The sequence below is a fragment of the Kitasatospora sp. NPDC001683 genome (assembly GCF_053596495.1).
This window is the reverse complement of the sequence record NZ_JBSFGK010000023.1, coordinates 44,036-61,172: the sequence shown is the minus strand read 5'-3', so window position 1 is coordinate 61,172 and position 17,137 is coordinate 44,036. Positions and strand designations below refer to the sequence as shown.

General features: G+C 71.4%; 18 protein-coding genes. 8 read left to right on the top strand and 10 right to left on the bottom strand.

Annotated features, from left to right (window positions below):
• Window positions 1–41 precede the first annotated feature (41 nt).
• The 3 genes from ACWCYO_RS15175 (at window position 42) to ACWCYO_RS15165 (ending at window position 1,746) form a co-directional block, all read left to right on the top strand.
• Window positions 42–797: an alpha/beta fold hydrolase gene (locus tag ACWCYO_RS15175; RefSeq protein ID WP_270146389.1), complete on the top strand. Its 756-nt coding sequence runs from the start codon at window positions 42–44 to the stop codon at window positions 795–797.
• Window positions 798–899: 102 nt separating this feature from the next.
• Window positions 900–1,286, top strand: coding sequence for a glycine cleavage system protein GcvH (gcvH, locus tag ACWCYO_RS15170; protein ID WP_270146388.1), 387 nt, complete (start codon window positions 900–902; stop codon window positions 1,284–1,286).
• 109 nt (window positions 1,287–1,395) lie between these two features.
• The gene (locus ACWCYO_RS15165; RefSeq protein WP_270146387.1) at window positions 1,396–1,746 is read left to right on the top strand and encodes a hypothetical protein; all 351 of its coding nucleotides are present in this window, start codon (window positions 1,396–1,398) and stop codon (window positions 1,744–1,746) included.
• A 33-nt stretch (window positions 1,747–1,779) separates the two neighbouring features.
• Here ACWCYO_RS15165 and mqnP read toward each other — a convergent pair whose 3' ends face one another.
• Window positions 1,780–2,676, bottom strand: coding sequence for a menaquinone biosynthesis prenyltransferase MqnP (gene mqnP / locus ACWCYO_RS15160; protein ID WP_449784483.1), 897 nt, complete (start codon window positions 2,674–2,676; stop codon window positions 1,780–1,782).
• A 79-nt stretch (window positions 2,677–2,755) separates the two neighbouring features.
• Window positions 2,756–4,213, bottom strand: a complete 1,458-nt coding sequence (locus ACWCYO_RS15155) for a menaquinone biosynthesis decarboxylase (protein ID WP_270146385.1) — start codon at window positions 4,211–4,213, stop codon at window positions 2,756–2,758.
• Between the two features lie 94 nt (window positions 4,214–4,307).
• On the opposite strand from ACWCYO_RS15155, the gene ACWCYO_RS15150 reads away from it, so the two are divergent.
• The 4 genes from ACWCYO_RS15150 to ACWCYO_RS15135 all read left to right on the top strand — a co-directional run bounded on the left by ACWCYO_RS15150 (window position 4,308) and on the right by ACWCYO_RS15135 (window position 7,950).
• The gene (locus tag ACWCYO_RS15150) at window positions 4,308–4,769 is read left to right on the top strand and encodes a PLD nuclease N-terminal domain-containing protein (RefSeq protein ID WP_449784482.1); all 462 of its coding nucleotides are present in this window, start codon (window positions 4,308–4,310) and stop codon (window positions 4,767–4,769) included.
• 451 nt (window positions 4,770–5,220) lie between these two features.
• Window positions 5,221–6,822 carry an acyl-CoA carboxylase subunit beta gene (locus ACWCYO_RS15145; protein WP_270146382.1) on the top strand — a complete coding sequence of 534 codons (1,602 nt, stop codon included), beginning with the start codon at window positions 5,221–5,223 and terminating at the stop codon, window positions 6,820–6,822.
• Window positions 6,823–6,896: 74 nt separating this feature from the next.
• Window positions 6,897–7,106, top strand: a complete 210-nt coding sequence (locus tag ACWCYO_RS15140; RefSeq protein ID WP_270146380.1) for an acyl-CoA carboxylase epsilon subunit — start codon at window positions 6,897–6,899, stop codon at window positions 7,104–7,106.
• 232 nt (window positions 7,107–7,338) lie between these two features.
• Window positions 7,339–7,950 (top strand): ScbR family autoregulator-binding transcription factor, encoded by a 612-nt coding sequence (locus ACWCYO_RS15135; RefSeq protein ID WP_270146378.1) that lies wholly within the window; start codon window positions 7,339–7,341, stop codon window positions 7,948–7,950.
• A 57-nt stretch (window positions 7,951–8,007) separates the two neighbouring features.
• On the opposite strand, the gene ACWCYO_RS15130 is transcribed toward ACWCYO_RS15135, so the two are convergent.
• Window positions 8,008–8,625: a ScbR family autoregulator-binding transcription factor gene (locus ACWCYO_RS15130; RefSeq protein ID WP_270146376.1), complete on the bottom strand. Its 618-nt coding sequence runs from the start codon at window positions 8,623–8,625 to the stop codon at window positions 8,008–8,010.
• A 350-nt stretch (window positions 8,626–8,975) separates the two neighbouring features.
• On the opposite strand from ACWCYO_RS15130, the gene ACWCYO_RS15125 reads away from it, so the two are divergent.
• Window positions 8,976–10,046, top strand: a complete 1,071-nt coding sequence (locus ACWCYO_RS15125; protein ID WP_270146374.1) for a ScbA/BarX family gamma-butyrolactone biosynthesis protein — start codon at window positions 8,976–8,978, stop codon at window positions 10,044–10,046.
• Between the two features lie 27 nt (window positions 10,047–10,073).
• On the opposite strand, the gene ACWCYO_RS15120 is transcribed toward ACWCYO_RS15125, so the two are convergent.
• From ACWCYO_RS15120 to hemL, 7 genes are all read right to left on the bottom strand, one after another.
• Entirely contained in the window at window positions 10,074–10,460 is a 387-nt protein-coding gene (locus ACWCYO_RS15120; protein ID WP_270146372.1) for a hypothetical protein, read from the bottom strand.
• Window positions 10,461–10,600: 140 nt separating this feature from the next.
• Window positions 10,601–11,734: a c-type cytochrome biogenesis protein CcsB gene (gene ccsB / locus ACWCYO_RS15115; RefSeq protein ID WP_270146370.1), complete on the bottom strand. Its 1,134-nt coding sequence runs from the start codon at window positions 11,732–11,734 to the stop codon at window positions 10,601–10,603.
• A gap of 3 nt (window positions 11,735–11,737) precedes the next feature.
• Window positions 11,738–13,501: a cytochrome c biogenesis protein ResB gene (gene resB / locus ACWCYO_RS15110; RefSeq protein WP_270146368.1), complete on the bottom strand. Its 1,764-nt coding sequence runs from the start codon at window positions 13,499–13,501 to the stop codon at window positions 11,738–11,740.
• A gap of 2 nt (window positions 13,502–13,503) precedes the next feature.
• The gene (locus tag ACWCYO_RS15105) at window positions 13,504–14,277 is read right to left on the bottom strand and encodes a cytochrome c biogenesis CcdA family protein (RefSeq protein WP_270146367.1); all 774 of its coding nucleotides are present in this window, start codon (window positions 14,275–14,277) and stop codon (window positions 13,504–13,506) included.
• Entirely contained in the window at window positions 14,274–14,888 is a 615-nt protein-coding gene (locus ACWCYO_RS15100) for a TlpA family protein disulfide reductase (RefSeq protein WP_270146365.1), read from the bottom strand. Before ACWCYO_RS15100 ends, ACWCYO_RS15105 begins: the two co-directional genes overlap by 4 nt.
• Before the next feature lie 142 nt (window positions 14,889–15,030).
• Window positions 15,031–15,681: a histidine phosphatase family protein gene (locus tag ACWCYO_RS15095; protein ID WP_270151172.1), complete on the bottom strand. Its 651-nt coding sequence runs from the start codon at window positions 15,679–15,681 to the stop codon at window positions 15,031–15,033.
• Between the two features lie 62 nt (window positions 15,682–15,743).
• Complete coding sequence (gene hemL, locus ACWCYO_RS15090) at window positions 15,744–17,072, bottom strand: glutamate-1-semialdehyde 2,1-aminomutase (RefSeq protein WP_449784481.1); 1,329 nt, start codon at window positions 17,070–17,072, stop codon at window positions 15,744–15,746.
• Window positions 17,073–17,137: the final 65 nt, after the last annotated feature.

The window sequence follows — 17,137 nt, the reverse complement described above, 5'->3', positions numbered from 1 at the left end:
TGGCCTTTCGGACGGGCGGTTTCCGGGGAACGACCACCGGCATGACGATCCCTCACCGCCTGACCGGCACCGGCGACCACCACGTCCTCGTCCTGCACGACTGGTTCGGCACCAGCGCGGGCTGGGGGCCCTTCCTCGACTACCTCGACGGCACGGCCTTCAGCTACGCCTTCCTCGACTACCGCGGCTACGGTGAGCGCAAGGACGTCACCGGCGCGTACACCCTCGCCGAGATCGCCGCCGACGCCCTCGCCCTCGTCGACCAACTCGGCTGGGACCGCTTCTCGTTGGTCGGCCACTCGATGGGCGGCAAGGCGGCCCAGCAGGTCCTCGCCGAGGCGCCGCTGCGGGTGCGCAAGCTGGTCGGGCTGGCGCCCGTACCGGCCGGGGCGTACCCGCTGGACGCGGTCGGCGAGACGCTGTTCTACGGCGCGGCCGAGGACCGGGAGAAGCGGTACGCGATCCTCGACCTGGTCACCGGCCAGCGGGCCGGCCGGGTCTGGCTGGACCGGATGGTCGACCAGTCGCTGCGGCTGTCGAACCCCGAGGCCTTCGGCGGCTACGTCCGGGACTGGACGACGGCCGATCTGGAGCGCCGGATCAGCGGCAACCCGGTGCCGGTCAAGGTGATCGTCGGCGAGCACGACCTCGCCCTGACCGCCGACGTCATGCGGGGCACCTGGCTCGAGCACTACCCCAACGCCGAGCTGGAGGAGCTCGGCGGCTCCGGGCACTACCCGATGTACGAGGCCCCGGTGGCGCTGGCGTCCTCGCTGGAGTCCTTCCTGCACAACTGACGCGCACCCTTCACTCGTTCGGGTGAGTTCACGGCCGGGAGCCGGGATGTGTAGCAGGCTCCTCCCCGTAACCGGCCCACCACCCGAACGAAAGAGGAAGCCATGTCCGCCGTCCCCACCGACCTCAAGTACACCAGGGACCACGAGTGGGTCCTGGTGCAGGGCAAGACCGCCCGCGTGGGCATCACCGACTACGCGCAGAAGCAGCTCGGCGACATCGTCTTCGTCGAACTCCCCAAGGAGAACGACGAGTTCGACCTCGGCCGGGCGTTCGGCTCGGTGGAGTCGGTCAAGTCGGTGAGCGAGCTCTACGCCCCGCTGTCCGGAACGGTCACCAAGGTGAACCAGGACCTGAACGACGCGCCCGAGGACGTCAACAGCGATCCGTACGGCGACGGTTGGATGATCGAGCTGACGCTCACCAACGCCGGGGAGCTGAAGGAACTGCTCACCCCGGCCCAGTACGAGGAGTACATCAAGGAGGGGTAGCCGCAGGTCCGGCCCGAAGGCGCCGCCGCGGCCGCGGCGGCGCAGCCCCGTTCCGGCGAGGCGGCCCACCGACGGCGAGTCGGCTCGGACGGGACGAGAGGAGAGCCCGGTGAGTCAGCCGGTGTCGGACGGAGCCGAACTCATCCCCAGGCCCGAGAAGTCTCCCACCGCGCTCAAGGCCGCTCTCGCCGTGGTGGCTTCCGACCGGCTTCCGGAGACGGTGGCGGGGCAGACCCGGGCCATGGCGGCGGCCATCGAGGCGGGCAGCATCGATCCGCTCCGCTCGTTCGTGGCCCACTGGGCCGCCGTGGTGGAGATCGAACGGGTTCCGGCCACGGCGCGGGCCTATCACCGGGCGAACCACCTCGCCAACCACGCGGCAACCGTCGAGGAGTGCCGCCGACACGCCACCGACGTCGCCGCGATCTACCGGTCCGCCTTCGCGGCGGTGAACGAGTGAGCTGGAGCTGGGCCGCCGGGCGCCGTCGCCCCCTCAGAGCCCCAGGCCGCGGATGACCAGGTCGACCAGGGCGAAGAAGAACAGCGAGATGCCGACGAAGCTGTTCGTCTGGAAGAACGCCCGGTTGAGCTTGGAGAGATCGTTCGGCCGGACGATGGTGTGCTCGTAGACGAAGGCGCCGGCGACCACCAGCAGGCCGATCCAGAACGCCGGGCCGGCGTGGGTGAGCAGCGCGAACCAGCCGAGCAGCAGGGTCGTGAGGACGTGGCAGACCCGCGCGCCCCAGATCGCCGCCGGGACGCCGAAGCGGGCCGGCGGGGAGCCGACGCCGGTCTCCCGGTCGGACTCGACGTCCTGGCAGGCGTAGATCAGGTCGAAGCCGCCGATCCAGATGCCGACCGCGACGCCGAGGAGCACGGCCTGCCAGGACCAGCTGCCGGTCACCGCGAGCCAGGCGCCCACCGGGCCCATGGCCTGGGCCAGGCCCAGGATCGCCTGCGGGAAGTTGGTGAACCGCTTGCCGTACGGGTAGACGACCATCGGCACCACGGCCACCGGGGCGAGAGCCAGGCACAGCGGGTTGAGCATCGCCGCCGCGCCGAGGAACACCACCAGGGCGACCGCCGAGCCGACGTACGCGGTCTTCAACGACACGGCGCCGGTGACGAGTTCGCGCCCGGCGGTGCGCGGGTTCCGGGCGTCGAGCTCGCGGTCGATGATCCGGTTGGCGGCCATGGCGAAGGTGCGCAGGCCGACCATGCAGACGGTGACGATGAACAGCTCGCCCCAGTGCACCCGCTTGTCGGCCAGGAACATGGCGGTCAGCGCGGCGATGTAGGCGAAGGGCAGGGCGAAGACCGAGTGCTCGATCATCACCAGGCGCAGGAAGGCCCGGGTGCGCCCGGGGGTTTCGACGGCAGCCGTGCTCACAGGCCGTACTCCGGAACATCCCCGCCGGTGCGGGGCCGACGGGCCCCCCACGTCTGGCTCGTCTTCACAACGTTGCTCCTCACAGTCCGTATTCCTTCCAGCGGCGCGAGACCAGCGCGGCGGTCGCCGGGTCCGAGGACACCATCTCCGGCCAGCCGCCGTCCCGGGTGTAGCCCTCCTCGGGGAGCTTGCGGGTCGCGTCGATGCCCGCCTTGCCACCCCAGAACTGCTGGTAGGAGGCGTGGTCGAGGTGGTCGACCGGGCCTTCGACCACGGTGAGGTCGCGGCTGTAGTCGACGTTCCCGAACGCCCGCCAGGCGACTTCCCGGTAGTCGTGGACGTCGCAGTCGGAGTCCACCACGATGATCAGCTTGGTGAGCGACATCATGTGGGCGCCCCAGATCGCGTGCATCGTCTTCTGGGCGTGCTTGGGGTACTTCTTGTCGATCGAGACGATCACGCAGTTGTGGAAACCACCGGCCTCCGGCAGGTCGTAGTCGACGATGTCCGGGATGATGATCTTCAGCAGCGGCAGGAAGAACCGCTCGGTGAACTTGCCCAGCGGGCCGTCCTCCGTCGGCGGGCGGCCGACCACGATGGACTGCAGGATCGGACGGCGGCGCATCGTCACGCAGTCGATCTTCAGCGCCGGGAAGGGCTCCTGCGGGGTGTAGAAGCCGGTGTGGTCGCCGAACGGGCCCTCGGGGAGCATCTCGCCGGGCTCCAGCCAGCCCTCCAGGACCACCTCGGCGTCGGCCGGGACCTGCAGCGGGACGGTCTTGCAGTCGACCATCCGCACCCGCTCGCCCGCGATGAAGCCGGCGAACAGGTACTCGTCGATGTCGCCGGGCAGCGGCGCGGTGGCCGCGTAGGTGACGGCCGGCGGGCAGCCGAAGGCGATCGCGACCGGGAGCCGCTCGCCCCTGCGGGCCGCGACCGCGTAGTGGTTGCGGCTGTCCTTGTGGATCTGCCAGTGCATCCCGATGGTGCGGCGGTCGTGCCGCTGGAGCCGGTAGAGGCCGAGGTTGCGGATGCCGGTGTCCGGGTCCTTGGTGTGGGTCAGGCCCAGGTTGAAGAAGGAGCCGCCGTCCAGCGGCCAGGTGAACAGCGCCGGCAGCTCGTCGAGGTTGACGTCGTCGCCGGTGAGCACCACCTCCTGGACCGGGGCGTCACCGGACTTCACGTGCCGGGGCGGGACGTGCGCCATCGAGGCGAGCTTGCCGAAGGCGTCCCGGAAACCGGTGAAGCCCTGCGGCAGTTCGGGCTTGAGCAGACCGGCGATCTTCTCGGAGATGTCCTCCGGGCCCTTGAGGCCGAGCGACTTGGCGAGGCGGCGTTCGGTGCCGAAGACGTTCATCGCGAGCGGCATCGACGAGCCCTTGACGTTCTCGAACAACAGCGCGGGGCCCTTGGCCTTCTGCACGCGATCGACGATCTCGCCGATCTCCAGGTGCGGGTCCACCTCCGCCTTGATGCGCTTGAGGTCGCCCTCGCGGTCGAGGGCCCGGAGAAACGAGCGGAGATCGTCGTATGCCATGCCTGTCAGTATCCGCCACCCGATAGCCTGGCTCGGTCAAGGGCCCCGGGAAGGCGCCCGCCGCTACCGCCCGCGCCGGGGGGAGATCGCAGCCGTGCTGAGGATTCTTCTGACCATCGTGCTTCCGCTCGCGCTGTGGGTGTGGGCGTTCATCGACTGCCTGGTGACGCCCGAGGGCGAGGTGAAGCACCTGCCGAAGCCGATCTGGGTGATCATCGTGCTGCTCTTCCCGCCGCTCGGCCCGATCGCCTGGCTGGCGGTCGGCAGGCGGCGCGGCTTCCTGCGGGTCGGCGCGCCGGACGGGCGGCCGGGGCGGCCGGCCACCGACGGCCGGGCGCGGTACGGCTCCCCGCGGGGCGGGCGTCCGCTGGCGCCGGACGACGATCCGGAGTTCCTTGCCTCCCTCGGTAACGGCTCGGCGAAGGGGAACGACGGGTCGTTGAAGGGGAACGACAACGATCACGAGTCCATGCTCAGGCGGTGGGAGGCCGATCTGCGCCGTCGCGAGCGGGAGCTGCGCGGCGGGGACGAGCCCGAGGACGGGCGCCAGAGCTGATCGGAGCGGTTCGGCCGCTCCCCCGGACGGCCCACCCGGCCAGCGGCGGGTGAACCGCGGCGTTTTTGGCGCTTCCCTACGACTGCGGACCCTCCGGCACGAATCGGCCCGTTCCCGGCACCGGGGTTGAGCAACCCTTGAGCCGTACCCTGGACGGCCTCCCCACAGTGCTGCGAGACGGCCCTGACCTGCGCTTTTCTTCATGCTCAGATCATCGGACCATCATCTGCCCGACAACCCCCAGTATTCGAACGGACACCGAGCGCACCCGCTTCGACCCGACCGCTTCTGTGCAAGCCTCACAGCTAAACGAACTCGACCTTGTACGGAATCGACGCCGAAACCAGCGCACGGCCCCTCGTACAGTCATAAGTGAAGAAGTTGATTCGCAGCCGGGGGCACAGCAGACGTTGGCTGTCGGACAGTTCCCTCACCCTTGGAGTGGTTCGAGATGACGGTTGTGCATGAGGCGCCGGTCGGCGGCGAGGTCCCCGAGGTCCCGGTCGACGCCAAGGGGCGGGTCGCCGAGCTCCACGAGCTCCGCGAGAAGGTGCGCCGCGGCCCCAGCGAGAAGGCCACCGAGGCCCAGCACGCGAAGGGCAAGCTGACCGCCCGCGAGCGCATCGAGCTGCTGCTGGACGAGGGCTCCTTCCGCGAGGTCGAGCCGCTGCGCCGGCACCGCGCCCAGGGCTTCGGCCTGGAGGCCAAGAAGCCGCACACCGACGGCGTGATCGTCGGCTGGGGCACCGTGCACGGGCGCACCGTGTTCACCTACGCGCACGACTTCCGGATCTTCGGCGGCGCCCTGGGCGAGGCCCACGCGCAGAAGATCCACAAGATCATGGACATGGCCATCGCGGCCGGGGCCCCGCTGGTCTCGCTGAACGACGGCGCCGGCGCCCGCATCCAGGAGGGCGTCACCGCCCTCGCCGGTTACGGCGGCATCTTCCAGCGCAACACCAAGGCCTCCGGCGTCATCCCGCAGATCTCGGTGATGCTCGGCCCGTGCGCCGGCGGCGCCGCGTACTCCCCCGCGCTGACCGACTTCGTCTTCATGGTCCGCGAGACCTCGCAGATGTTCATCACCGGCCCGGACGTGGTCCAGGCGGTGACCGGCGAGAAGATCAGCCAGAACGGCCTCGGTGGCGCCGACGTGCACGCCGGCGTCTCGGGCGTCTCGCACTTCGTCTACGACGACGAGCAGTCCTGCATCGAGGAGGTCCGCTACCTCCTGTCGCTGCTGCCGCAGAACAACCGCGAGATGCCGCCGTCCGTGGTCAGCGACGACCCGGTCGACCGGCGCAGCGACAGCCTGCTGGACCTGGTGCCCGCCGACGGCAACCGCCCGTACGACATGCGCAAGGTGATCGAGGAGATCGTCGACCACGGGGAGTACCTGGAGGTCCACGAGCGCTGGGCGACCAACGTGCTGTGCGTGCTGGCCCGGGTCGACGGCCACGTCACCGGCATCATCGCCAACCAGCCGCAGTCGCTGGCCGGCGTGCTGGACATCAATGCGAGTGAGAAGGCCGCGCGCTTCGTCCAGATGTGCGACGCCTTCAACATCCCGCTGGTCACCCTGCTGGACGTGCCCGGCTTCCTGCCCGGCGTCGACCAGGAGCACGGCGGCATCATCCGGCACGGCGCCAAGCTGCTGTACGCGTACTGCAACGCCACCGTGCCGCGCATCTCGCTGATCCTGCGCAAGGCCTACGGCGGCGCCTACATCGTGATGGACTCCCGCTCCATCGGCGCGGACCTGTCCTACGCCTGGCCGACCAACGAGATCGCGGTGATGGGCGCCGAGGGCGCCGCCAACGTCATCTTCCGCCGCGAGATCAACGGCGCCGAGGACCCGGACGCCATGCGCGCCCAGAAGATCAAGGAATACAAGAGCGAACTGATGCACCCGTACTACGCGGCCGAGCGCGGCCTCGTGGACGACGTCATCGACCCGGCCGAGACGCGACAGGTGATCGCCTCCGCCCTGGCCATGCTCCGCACCAAGCACGCCGACCTGCCCAGCCGCAAGCACGGCAACCCGCCGATGTAGCAGCGCGGTTCGCAGCAGCAGGCCGTACCGAGCGACACCACACACCACAGCAACCGGGGGAGAGAAACCAGGACATGACCGCTTCCGCCGAACCCCTCGTCCGCATCGTCCGCGGCAGCCTCTCCGACGAGGAACTCGCCGCCCTCACCGCCGTGCTGGCGGCCCGCGCGGCCGTCGCCCAGCAGGCCGCGGCCACCGCACAGGTCGAGCCGATCGCCCGCTGGCAGCGGCTGGAGCGCCGCCCGGCGTACTACTCGCCGGTCAGCTGGCAGCAGGCCGCCTGACGCTTCCGGGCTTCCCCCGACGGCCGGTCACCCCTTCCGGGTGACCGGCCGTCGGGCCGTCCGGACCGGCCCTGCGGCCCGCCCCGGAGCGTGCGCGCCACCGTTCGCACCCGTCCGATCGGGCACGGAGCGGCTCGGTAGGATACCTACCGGACGGTACGCGCCGGTCGCCCCGTCGGCCCCCCGTAGGATCGGCCGCTGCCGAGGTACAGAACTTTCCAGGGAGGCTGCGATGGCCAGGCAGGCCCGCGCGCTGGCGACCCGCCAGGCGGTACTCCTCGCGGCGGCCGAGGTGTTCGACGAGCGGGGCTACGCCGCCGCCACGATGTCCGAGATCCTGGACCGGGCCGGCGTCACCAAGGGCGCGCTGTACTTCCACTTCCACTCCAAGGAGGAGCTGGCGCTCGCCGTGATGGAGGGCCAGGGCGCCTGGATCGCCTCCTGGGCACCCTCCTCGGACAGCCCGGTGCAGACCCTGATCGACCTCGGGTACGCGTTCGCCCGCGCGCTCCAGGAGGACCCGCTGGTGCGCGGCAGCATCCGGCTGACGATCGAGCACGGCAGCTTCACCCAGCCGCAGATCGCCGCCTACCAGGGCTGGATGGACCTGGTGCGCGAACTGCTGGAGCGCGCCCAGGCGGCCGGGGACCTCCACCCCGGGGTCGACGTGGTGGCGGCGTCCGGGGTGATCACCGGCGCGGTGACCGGGATCCAGCTGAGCTCCCAGGTGCTGGCCGACCGGCAGGACCTGATCCAGCGGATGGCCGACCTGTGGACGCTGCTGCTGCCGGGGCTGGTCCAGCCGCACGCGCTCGCCCGGCTGAGCGTCGCCGAGCGCGGCTGAGCGTCGCCGAGCGCGGGTGGCCGTCGCCGAACGCGGCTGCGCCCTCGCCGGGACCGCTCAGAACCGGTAGTCCGCGCAGTTCTCCTGCGCCACGAGGGCGGGCAGCGCGGCCGCCCAGAGCCGCCCGACGGCCTCCGGCCCCGGACGCCCGACCCCGTCGGCGGCCAGTAGCACCTGACCCGCCACCACCGCGGTGAGCAGCTCGGCGCAGGCGCGCCGGTCCGCCCCCGGGCGCAGCTCGCCGGCCCGGGCGGCGCGGTCCAGCAGCCGGTGGACGACGGCGGTGAGGCTGCGCCAGGCGGTGTCCGGTCCGGACGTGCCGTCGTCCGGTCGCGGACCCTGGCGGCCGAGCCGGACGCCGGCCCGCACCACCACGTCCTCGCGCAGCAGCCGGGCCAGTTCGTGCGAGAAGTCGATCAGCCCCTGGACGGCCCGGCCCTCGGCGCGCAGGGCGCGCAGCGCGGCCGAGCCGATCTCCCGCCCGGCGGCGGCCCGCACCCCGTCGGCCAGGGCCTGCTTGGAGACGAAGTGGAAGTAGAGGGCGCCCTTGCTCACCCCGGCCCGGCGACTGATGTCGACCAGGCTGGCGGCGTCGAATCCGACCTGCGCGAAGGTGTCCGCGGCCGCGAGCAGCACGGCCCGCCTGGTCCGCCCCGCGCGTTCCTGCTTGACCACTGACCCCTCCGGACTCCGCCGGTCGCGCTCCCCGCCCCACCCGGCTGCTGTCGGCGCGCCCTCGGTCGGTGGCGGCGCCTCGCATGCGGACGGCTCCGGCCGAAACCGCATGGTTGGTATCTAATCTAGCGCCTGTGGCGACCCCGCCGTCCAGCGGGGACCGACCCCCGCCCAAGGTCTGCCCTGCCCGTTTCGAGCATCACCGCAGACCAGGGGCCAGGTAGCGTGGTCGGCCCGGGCACCGCGACGGGCCACCCCCGGCCGCAGAACACAAACCGGGTGGTATGTATGTTTTGCTGTGGGGCGACCGTAGCGGCCGCTCGACCGACACCCTGGAGCTGGGGCCAGTCATGCCATTGATCGTAGAGCCGGACGCTCACGGCCCGTACGCCCACCCCGGCTCCGGCGGACGACCGAGCGCGGGCCAGGGCCCCGGCTCCGGCTACGACTTCCACGACCGGACCGTCTCCCGGCACCTGGTGCACCGCGCCTCGGTCTCCGAGGTCTTCCTCACCGGCTGGCAGGCCACCGGCCCGTACGACTTCCTGCTCGGCGCCCAGTGGCCCCGGCTGCACGGCTTTTACCGGCTGCCCGGGGACCGGTACCACGACCCGGTGCTGATGGCCGAGACCGTCCGGCAGGCCGGGCTGCTGATCGGCCACGCCGGCTTCGGGGTGCCGCGCGACCACCACTTCGTCATGGAGGACCTCGGCTACGCGCTCGGCGAGCCGGGCCTGCCGGGGCTCGCCGTCACCGCCGGCCCGGCCTCGCTGATGCTCACCGTCGGCTGCCAGGACGTCCGGATGCGGCACGGCCGGCTCGTCTCGCTGCGGGTGCACGCCGAGATCACCCGGGACGGCCTGCGGATCGGCCACGGCTCCGGCCAGCTGCGGGTGGTCACCCCCGCCTCCTACGAGCGGCTGCGCGGACCCGGCCGGCAGGTCGTCGCCCCGCCGCGGCCGCCGGAGCCCGCGGCGCCCGAGCTCGTCGGCCGGGCGCAGCCCGCGGACGTGGTGCTCAGCCCGACCCTGCGGCCGGACACCTGGCTGCTGCGCGCCGACGCCGGGCACCCGGTGCTGTTCGACCACGAGCTGGACCACGTGCCCGGGATGCTGGTGCTGGAGGCCGCCCGGCAGGCCGCCCAGCGGCTGCACCACCCCGAACCGGTGGTCCCGGTCGAGCTGGTGACCTCCTTCGACCGCTACATCGAGCTGGACCGGCCCTGCTTCGTGCGGGCCGTCCGCGAGCGGTCACCGGACGGTCGCCGCACCCCCGTCCTGGTCCGGTTGCTCCAGGACGGGCGGACGGCGGCCGAGTGCCGGCTGCTCACCGAGCCGGTCGACGGTCCGCGGGTGCCGGTCCGGCGGGACGCCTTCGACGGCCGCCCCGCCGTTCCCGGCCTGCTGCCGCTGGCCAGCTGAGCCCCGTTCGGCGGGGCCGCTCCCCCGTCAGGCGGCCACCAGGGCGGCCGGCCGCCCGGCGTGCATCACGCTGAGGTTGGTCGCCAGCCGGGCCGGGTCCTGGGCCAGCCAGAGCCGCAGCGCCGCGCCCAGCGCCGCGCTGGCCGACTCGATCCGGACGTCGGTGATCTGGGCGATCCGGGCCGCGCCGGGCACCAGCAGGTCAGCCAGCGCGGTCGGCAGCCAGACGGTCAGCGCGCACGGCGCCGGCGTCGCGAGGGCGCTCAGCAGCCGGTAGGCGTCCCCCGGCGCGCTGAGCGTGGGGATGATGTCCAGCAGAGCGTCGGCCACCACTTCGGACACGTCGCTCCGGTGTCCCTGGGCGAGCCGTCGGAGCAGCAGTTGCTCGGCGGCGGTGATTCGGACGGTCAGCATGACCTCGTCGCACTCCATTGCGCGATTTCCTCCTCGTTCCTCCCCGTACCGGCACGGACGGCCGGCACGACCTACCCCTGTCGCACCTCGGCCCGGCCACCTCCTGCGGAAAGCCGGGCCGATCGGTGCGCCGCCCCCGGTCAGATCCCCGCGTACGAGTGCTTGCCGGTGACGAAGATGTTCACGCCGTAGTAGTTGAAGAGCCAGCAGCCGAAGGCCGCCAGCGCCAGGTACGCGGCCTTGCGGCCCTTCCAGCCGGCCGTCGCGCGGGCGTGCAGGTAGCACGCGTAGGCGACCCAGGTGATGAACGACCAGGTCTCCTTCGGGTCCCACTCCCAGTACTTGCCCCAGGCGGCCTCGGCCCAGATCGCGCCCGCGATGATGGTGAACGTCCACAGCGGGAAGACCAGCGCGTTGATCCGGTAGGACAGCTTGTCGAAGGTGGACGCGGCGGGCAGCCTGCGCCAGATCGAGGGCGAGGTGCCCAGCGGACCGGTGGTCAGGCCGGCCGCCATCCGCCTGTCGAAGGAGTCCTTGCCGATGTACAGCAGCGTGGCGATGAACGCCGCGTAGAAGGCGCCGCCGCAGAAGATCGCGGTGGAGACGTGGATCGCCAGCCAGTACGAGTGCAGTGCCGGGACGAGCTGCTCGGAGTCGGTGTACAGCACCTGGGTCGCGATGCCGAGCGTCAGCAGCACCGCGACGGTGACCGGCAGGCCGAGCCAGCGGACGTTCTTCCGCGCGGCCAGCAGCACCACGTACGCGGCCGTCATCGCGAAGGCGAAGGCGCAGGAGAACTCGTACATGTTGCCCCACGGCCAGCGGGACACCGAGAGGCCCCGGGCCACGATGCCGCCGCCGTGCAGCAGCAACGCCAGGACGGTGAGCGAGATCGCGATGCGGCCGGCCAGGTCGGCCTTCTCGCTGGTGCCGGCCGCGCCCGGGCCGTCCACGTCCTCGTCGGCGCGACCACCGGTGACCACCGTCGCGCCCTCGCCCGCCAGGACGGTGCGGGTCAGCGTGGTGGTGCCGCCCTTCGTCCCGGCCACGGTGACGGTGACCTTCTTGGCTGCCTTGGTCTCCGCGGCGGCGGCGACGGTCTCGGCCAGGTTGCCCGACTGCTCCTTGGAACGGACGGCGACCGCGCCCTTGCTGCCGAACGTCCACTCGAACATGTGGGCGAACATGGCGATCGTGTAGACCGCCATCGCCGAATAGATCAGCTTGTTGGAGAGGTCGGCCAGCTGTGGGTCGACTCCCGAGGCGAGATGCACCGTCTACTCCTTGGAGTTCTGGTCGGCAGGGACTGCGGGGTCTGAGGCCTCGGCCTCGGGGTCGGATGCTGCTTCCTCGGCCGCGGCCGTGGCTTCGACCGCGGCTTCGGCCTCCTCGTCCTCCTCCGACGCCGGGGCGTCGTCCTGGAGGTCCACCGCGAGTTCGGCCAGCTCCTCGGCGATCTTCGCCGACTCGCTGCGGGCCAGCCCGGCCAGCTCCACCTGGGTGCCGCCGCCCGGCAGGGCCACCGCCCGCACCCAGATCCGGCGGCGCTGGATGAACAGCGAGCCGATCAGGCCGAGGATCGCCAGCACGGCGCCGGTCAGCGCGATCGCGTTGCCCGGGCGGTGCGAGACGTTGAAGCTCGCCCACTGCTTGTAACCCTCGAAGGTGACGCTGCCGTAGCCGTTCGGCAGGGTCCAGCCCTGGCCGGGCTTGAGCAACGCCTTGGCCGGCTGGTCGTCCTGCTTCAGCTGGGTGAGCTTGGCGGTGTTCAGCTGGTAGACGTTCTGCGGCAGGCCGGAGTCGGTCCCGAGGTCGCCGGCGAAGGCGTTCAGCACCAGCTCGGGGGCGGCGTCGCCGGGGAACAGCGAGATCGGGCCGGTGCCGGCGAAACTCAGCGGGGCGGTCGGCAGGAAGAAGCCGGAGAAGCCCAGCTGGGTCTTGTTGCCGTCCGGGCCCACGCCGTAGTCGGAGACCTTCACCACGCCGGTCGAGGTCAGGTTGGCGTCCTGCGGCAGGAACGGCACGACGTCGTGGTAGACCACGTCGCCCTTGCCGTTGCGGACGGTGATGACCGGGGCGTAGCCGTGGCCGATCAGGTAGACCTTGCTGCCGCCGATCTCCAGCGGGTGGTTGACCTCGATCGTGCCCTTCCGCAGCTTCGACTCGTCGCTGCCCTGGTAGTACTCGACGTTCGCGGTGAACTGCCGGGCGGCGCCCATCTGGTCGCCGGTGCTCTGGAACTTCGAGGTGAAGTCGTCGAGCTTCAGGTAGAAGGGGTCGAGGTCCTGGTTGCCGTAGAACCGGGTGCCGGTGAAGTCGTCGAGCTGGGTGATGGTGTTGGAGTAGCCCTGGCCCTCGACCATCAGCTTGCCGCCGGTGCCGGAGGCCAGGCTGGCCCAGGCGAAGCCGCCGAGCAGCGCGAACAGCGACAGGTGGAACAGCAGGTTGCCGACCTCGCGCAGGTAACCCTTCTCGGCGGCCACCGAGCCGCCGGACAGGTTGGCCCGGAAGCCGCGCTTGCGCAGCAGCCGGTGGGCGGCGGCGTTCACCCGCTCCGGGTCCGCGCCGGTGCGCCAGGCCGCGTGCACCGGCATCCGGGTCAGGTTGCGCGGCGCGGCCGGCGGCTGGGAGCGCAGCACGCCGACGAACTGCCAGGTGCGCGGGATGATGCAGCCGGCCAGCGAGACGAACAGCAGGATGTAGATCGCCGAGAACCAGACCGAGCTGTAGACGTCGAACAGCTGGAGCTTCTCGTAGATCGGCGCGACCGCGGTGTGCTGCGCCTTCCAGGTCTGCACCTTGAACTGGTTCTGGCCGTTCTGCGGGATCAGCGAGCCCGGGATGGCGGCCAGCGACAGCAGGAACAGCAGGATCAGGGCGACCCGCATCGAGGTCAGCTGACGCCACATCCAGCGCGCCCAGCCGAGCACTCCTATGCCGGTCGGGCCCTCGGACTCGACCGGCGCGGTGCTCAACCGCTCGGCGGCGGCGTCCTCGTCCGGTGCCGGGGGCAGCTCGGTATCGGTCGTGGTCTTGCTCACGGTCAGATTCCGATCTGGGAGTCGCCGGTCCAGGACTGCAGTTCACTCATCCAGGAATCCCAGATCCCGGTGACGAGCAGCAGACCGACCGCGACGAGCATGCCGCCACCGATCCGCATGACGAGCGGGTAGTGCCGCTTGACCCACCCGAAGGCACCCAGCGCCCGGCGGAACGCCAGCGCGGCCACGATGAACGGTACGCCGAGGCCCAGGCAGTAGAAGGTCATCAGCAGGGCCCCGCGCGCCGCGTCCGCCTGGTTCAGCGACAGGGTCTGGACGGCGGCGAGGGTCGGGCCGATGCAGGGCGTCCAGCCGACGCCGAACACCACGCCCAGCAGCGGCGCGCCGAGCAGGCCGACGGCCGGGCGGCGGTGGGAGCGCACCTCGCGCATGCTCAGTCCGGGGACGAGGCCCATGAAGGCCAGGCCCATCACCACGGTGAGCGAGCCGAGCACGATCGAGATGGCCCGCTTGTGCTCCAGCAGGGTGTTGCCGAACTGGCCGAACAGCGCCCCGCCGGAGACGAAGACCACGGTGAAGCCGAGGATGAACAGCGTCGCCCCGAGCAGCATCCGGCCGCGCCGGGCGCCCCGGGCGTCGGCGAGGTCGGCGGCGGAGAAGCCGGTCACGTACGACAGGTAGCCGGGCACCAGCGGCAGCACGCAGGGCGAGAAGAACGACACCAGCCCGGCCGCCAGCGCGATCGGCGCCGCGGCCAGCAGCGCACCGCTCTGCACGGTGGTGAAGGTGTCCGCGAGCTGGAGTGGCGCACTCACTGCTGCTGCTCCGCGACCACCGGCTGGACGATCGACTCCAGCGCCTCCTGGGTCGTCCCGCCGACGGCGCGGGCGGCCAGCTTGCCGTCGCGGTCGACGACCAGGGTGGTCGGGATGGACTGCGGGTTGAGGCTGCCCTTGGGGAACTTCAGCAGCTGGGTGCCCGCCGGGTCGAAGATGCTCGGGAAGCTGACGCCCTGCTCCTGCTCGAAGCGGACGGCGTTGGTCTTGTCGGTGTCCCGGGTGTTGACGCCCAGGAACTGGACGCCCTTGTCCTTGTACTCGTCCGCGACGGCCTGCAGGTTCCTCGCCTCGGCCCGGCACGGCCCGCACCAGGAACCCCAGACGTTCAGCACCACGACCTTGCCGCGGTAGTCCGAGAGCTTGACCTGGTTGCCCTCGAGGGTCTCCCCGGAGACGTCCGGCGCGTCCCCGCGCTTGCCGGTGTCCGCCTTCGACAGGTTGGTCCCCTTGACGGTGACGAAGCCGACCTGGCCTTCGCCGCTGCTCGACGAGCCCGAGGAGGAACAGCCGGTGAGGACGAGCGCAGCGGCGGCGACTGTGGCGGCGGCTGCGGCGACACGGGGACGGGGGCGCGTCATGGCAGACATGTGAAAAGTTTCGCATGGAGTTCCAGGCGGGTTCGGGGGGGTCCTCCCTTGCGCGCCGCACCTGCTCTGACCTGCGAAGACTTCGGGTCACCCGGCGCTCGCCAGGTGACCCGAAGTCATACTTACGCACCGCTTACGGGCGTCACGCGCCGAAGCTCTTGCCCACCGGCTTGTCCCCCTTGCGACCCTTGCCGACCAGGTGCGCGGGCAGCAGGTCGCGGGCCGGCTCGCGGTAGCCGACCGAGACGATCTTGTCGCCCTCGAAGGTGAAGCTGGTCAGCGAGGCCAGCGAGCACTGCCGCTTGCGCGGGTCGTGCCAGAGCCGGCGGCGCTCGACGAAGGAGCGGACGATCCAGATCGGCAGCTGGTGGCTGACGCAGACCGCCTCGTGCCCGCGGGCGGCGTCCCGGGCTGCCCCGAGCGCGCCCATCATCCGCACCACCTGGTCGAGGTACGGCTCGCCCCAGGAAGGCTTGAACGGGTTGGTGAGGTACTTCCAGTAGCCGGGGTTGCGCAGCGAGCCGTCGCCGACGCCGAAGGTCTTGCCCTCGAAGACGTTCTCCGCCTCGATCAGCCGCTCGTCCGCCGCGACGTCCAGGCCGTGCGCCTTGGCGATCGGCGCGGCGGTCTCCTGGGCCCGGTCCAGCGGGGAGGCCACCACGTGGGTGATGTCCCGGTCGGCCAGGTCCTCGGCGACCCGGTCGGCCATCTGCCGGCCCAGCTCGGACAGGTGGTAGTCCGGCAGGCGCCCGTACAGGACGCCCTCCGGGTTGTGCACCTCACCGTGACGCATCAGGTGGACGACGGTGATCTCTTTGGCGCTCACTTCTCAACTACTCCTGGGGTGGGTTTCGGCTAGGCCGTGGCGGCGGCAGCGGCGCGCGCGGCGGCCGGCAGGGCGGCGGCGATCCGCTCGATCGCCCGCTCGTCGTGGGTCGCCGAGACGAACCAGGACTCGAAGGCGGACGGCGGCAGGTAGACGCCCTCGGCCAGCATCGCGTGGAAGAAGGCGGTGAAACGGTACGCCTCCTGGGTCCTGGCCTCGTCGTAGTTGGTGACCGCGGCCTCGGTGAAGAACACCGAGAACATGTTCCCGGCGGTCTGCAGCCGGTGCGCCACGCCCTCCTTGGTGAGCGCCTCGGAGACCAGGCCGGAGATCTCGGCGGAGACCTTGTCCACCGTCGCGTACACCTCGTCGGTGCAGCCGCGCAGCTGGGCCAGGCCGGCCGCGGTGGCGACCGGGTTCCCGGACAGGGTGCCGGCCTGGTAGACCGGGCCGGCCGGGGCCAGGTGCGCCATCACGTCGGCGCGCCCGCCGAAGGCCGCGGCCGGGAAGCCGCCGCCCATGACCTTGCCGAAGGTCAGCAGGTCCGGCGCCCAGCCCTCGTTCGCCGCCTCCAGGCCGTACCAGCCGGCCTTGGAGACGCGGAAGCCGGTCATCACCTCGTCGGAGATGAACAGCGCGCCGTTGTTCCGGCAGAGCCGGGCCAGGCCGGCGTTGAAGCCGGGCAGCGGCGGGACGACGCCCATGTTGCCGGGCGAGGCCTCGGTGATCACGCAGGCGATCTCGCCCGGGTGAGCGGCGAAGGCCTGCTCGACGGCGGCCAGGTCGTTGTACGGCAGCACGATGGTGTCGCCGGCCTGGGCGCCGGTGACACCCGGGGTGTCCGGCAGGCCGAAGGTCGCCACGCCGGAACCGGCGGCGGCCAGCAGCGCGTCCACGTGACCGTGGTAGCAGCCGGCGAACTTGACCACCTTCGCCCGGCCGGTGAAGCCGCGGGCGAGCCGGATCGCGGACATGGTGGCCTCGGTGCCGGAGGAGACCAGGCGGACCTGCTCGACCGGGGCGACCCGGGCGACGATCTCCTCGGCGAGCTCGACCTCGCCCTGACCGGGCGTACCGAAGGAGGTGCCGAGGGCGACGGCCCGCTGGACGGCGTCGATCACGGCGGGGTTCGCGTGGCCGAGGATCATCGGACCCCACGAGCACACCAGGTCGACGTACTCACGGCCGTCGGCGTCGGTGAGGTAGGGGCCGGTGCCGGACACCATGAAGCGCGGCGTACCGCCGACCGCGCGGAAGGCGCGCACCGGGGAGTTGACGCCGCCGGGCGTGACCACGGAGGCGCGATCGAACAGCGACTGGGACTGGGGGGCTTCGTAGGGGTAGCTCACGGAAGACATGGTCTCAAATCGTGTCCTTGAGCTCTGCATGTCCGGCCCGATCATCTGGAACGATGATCCGGGCA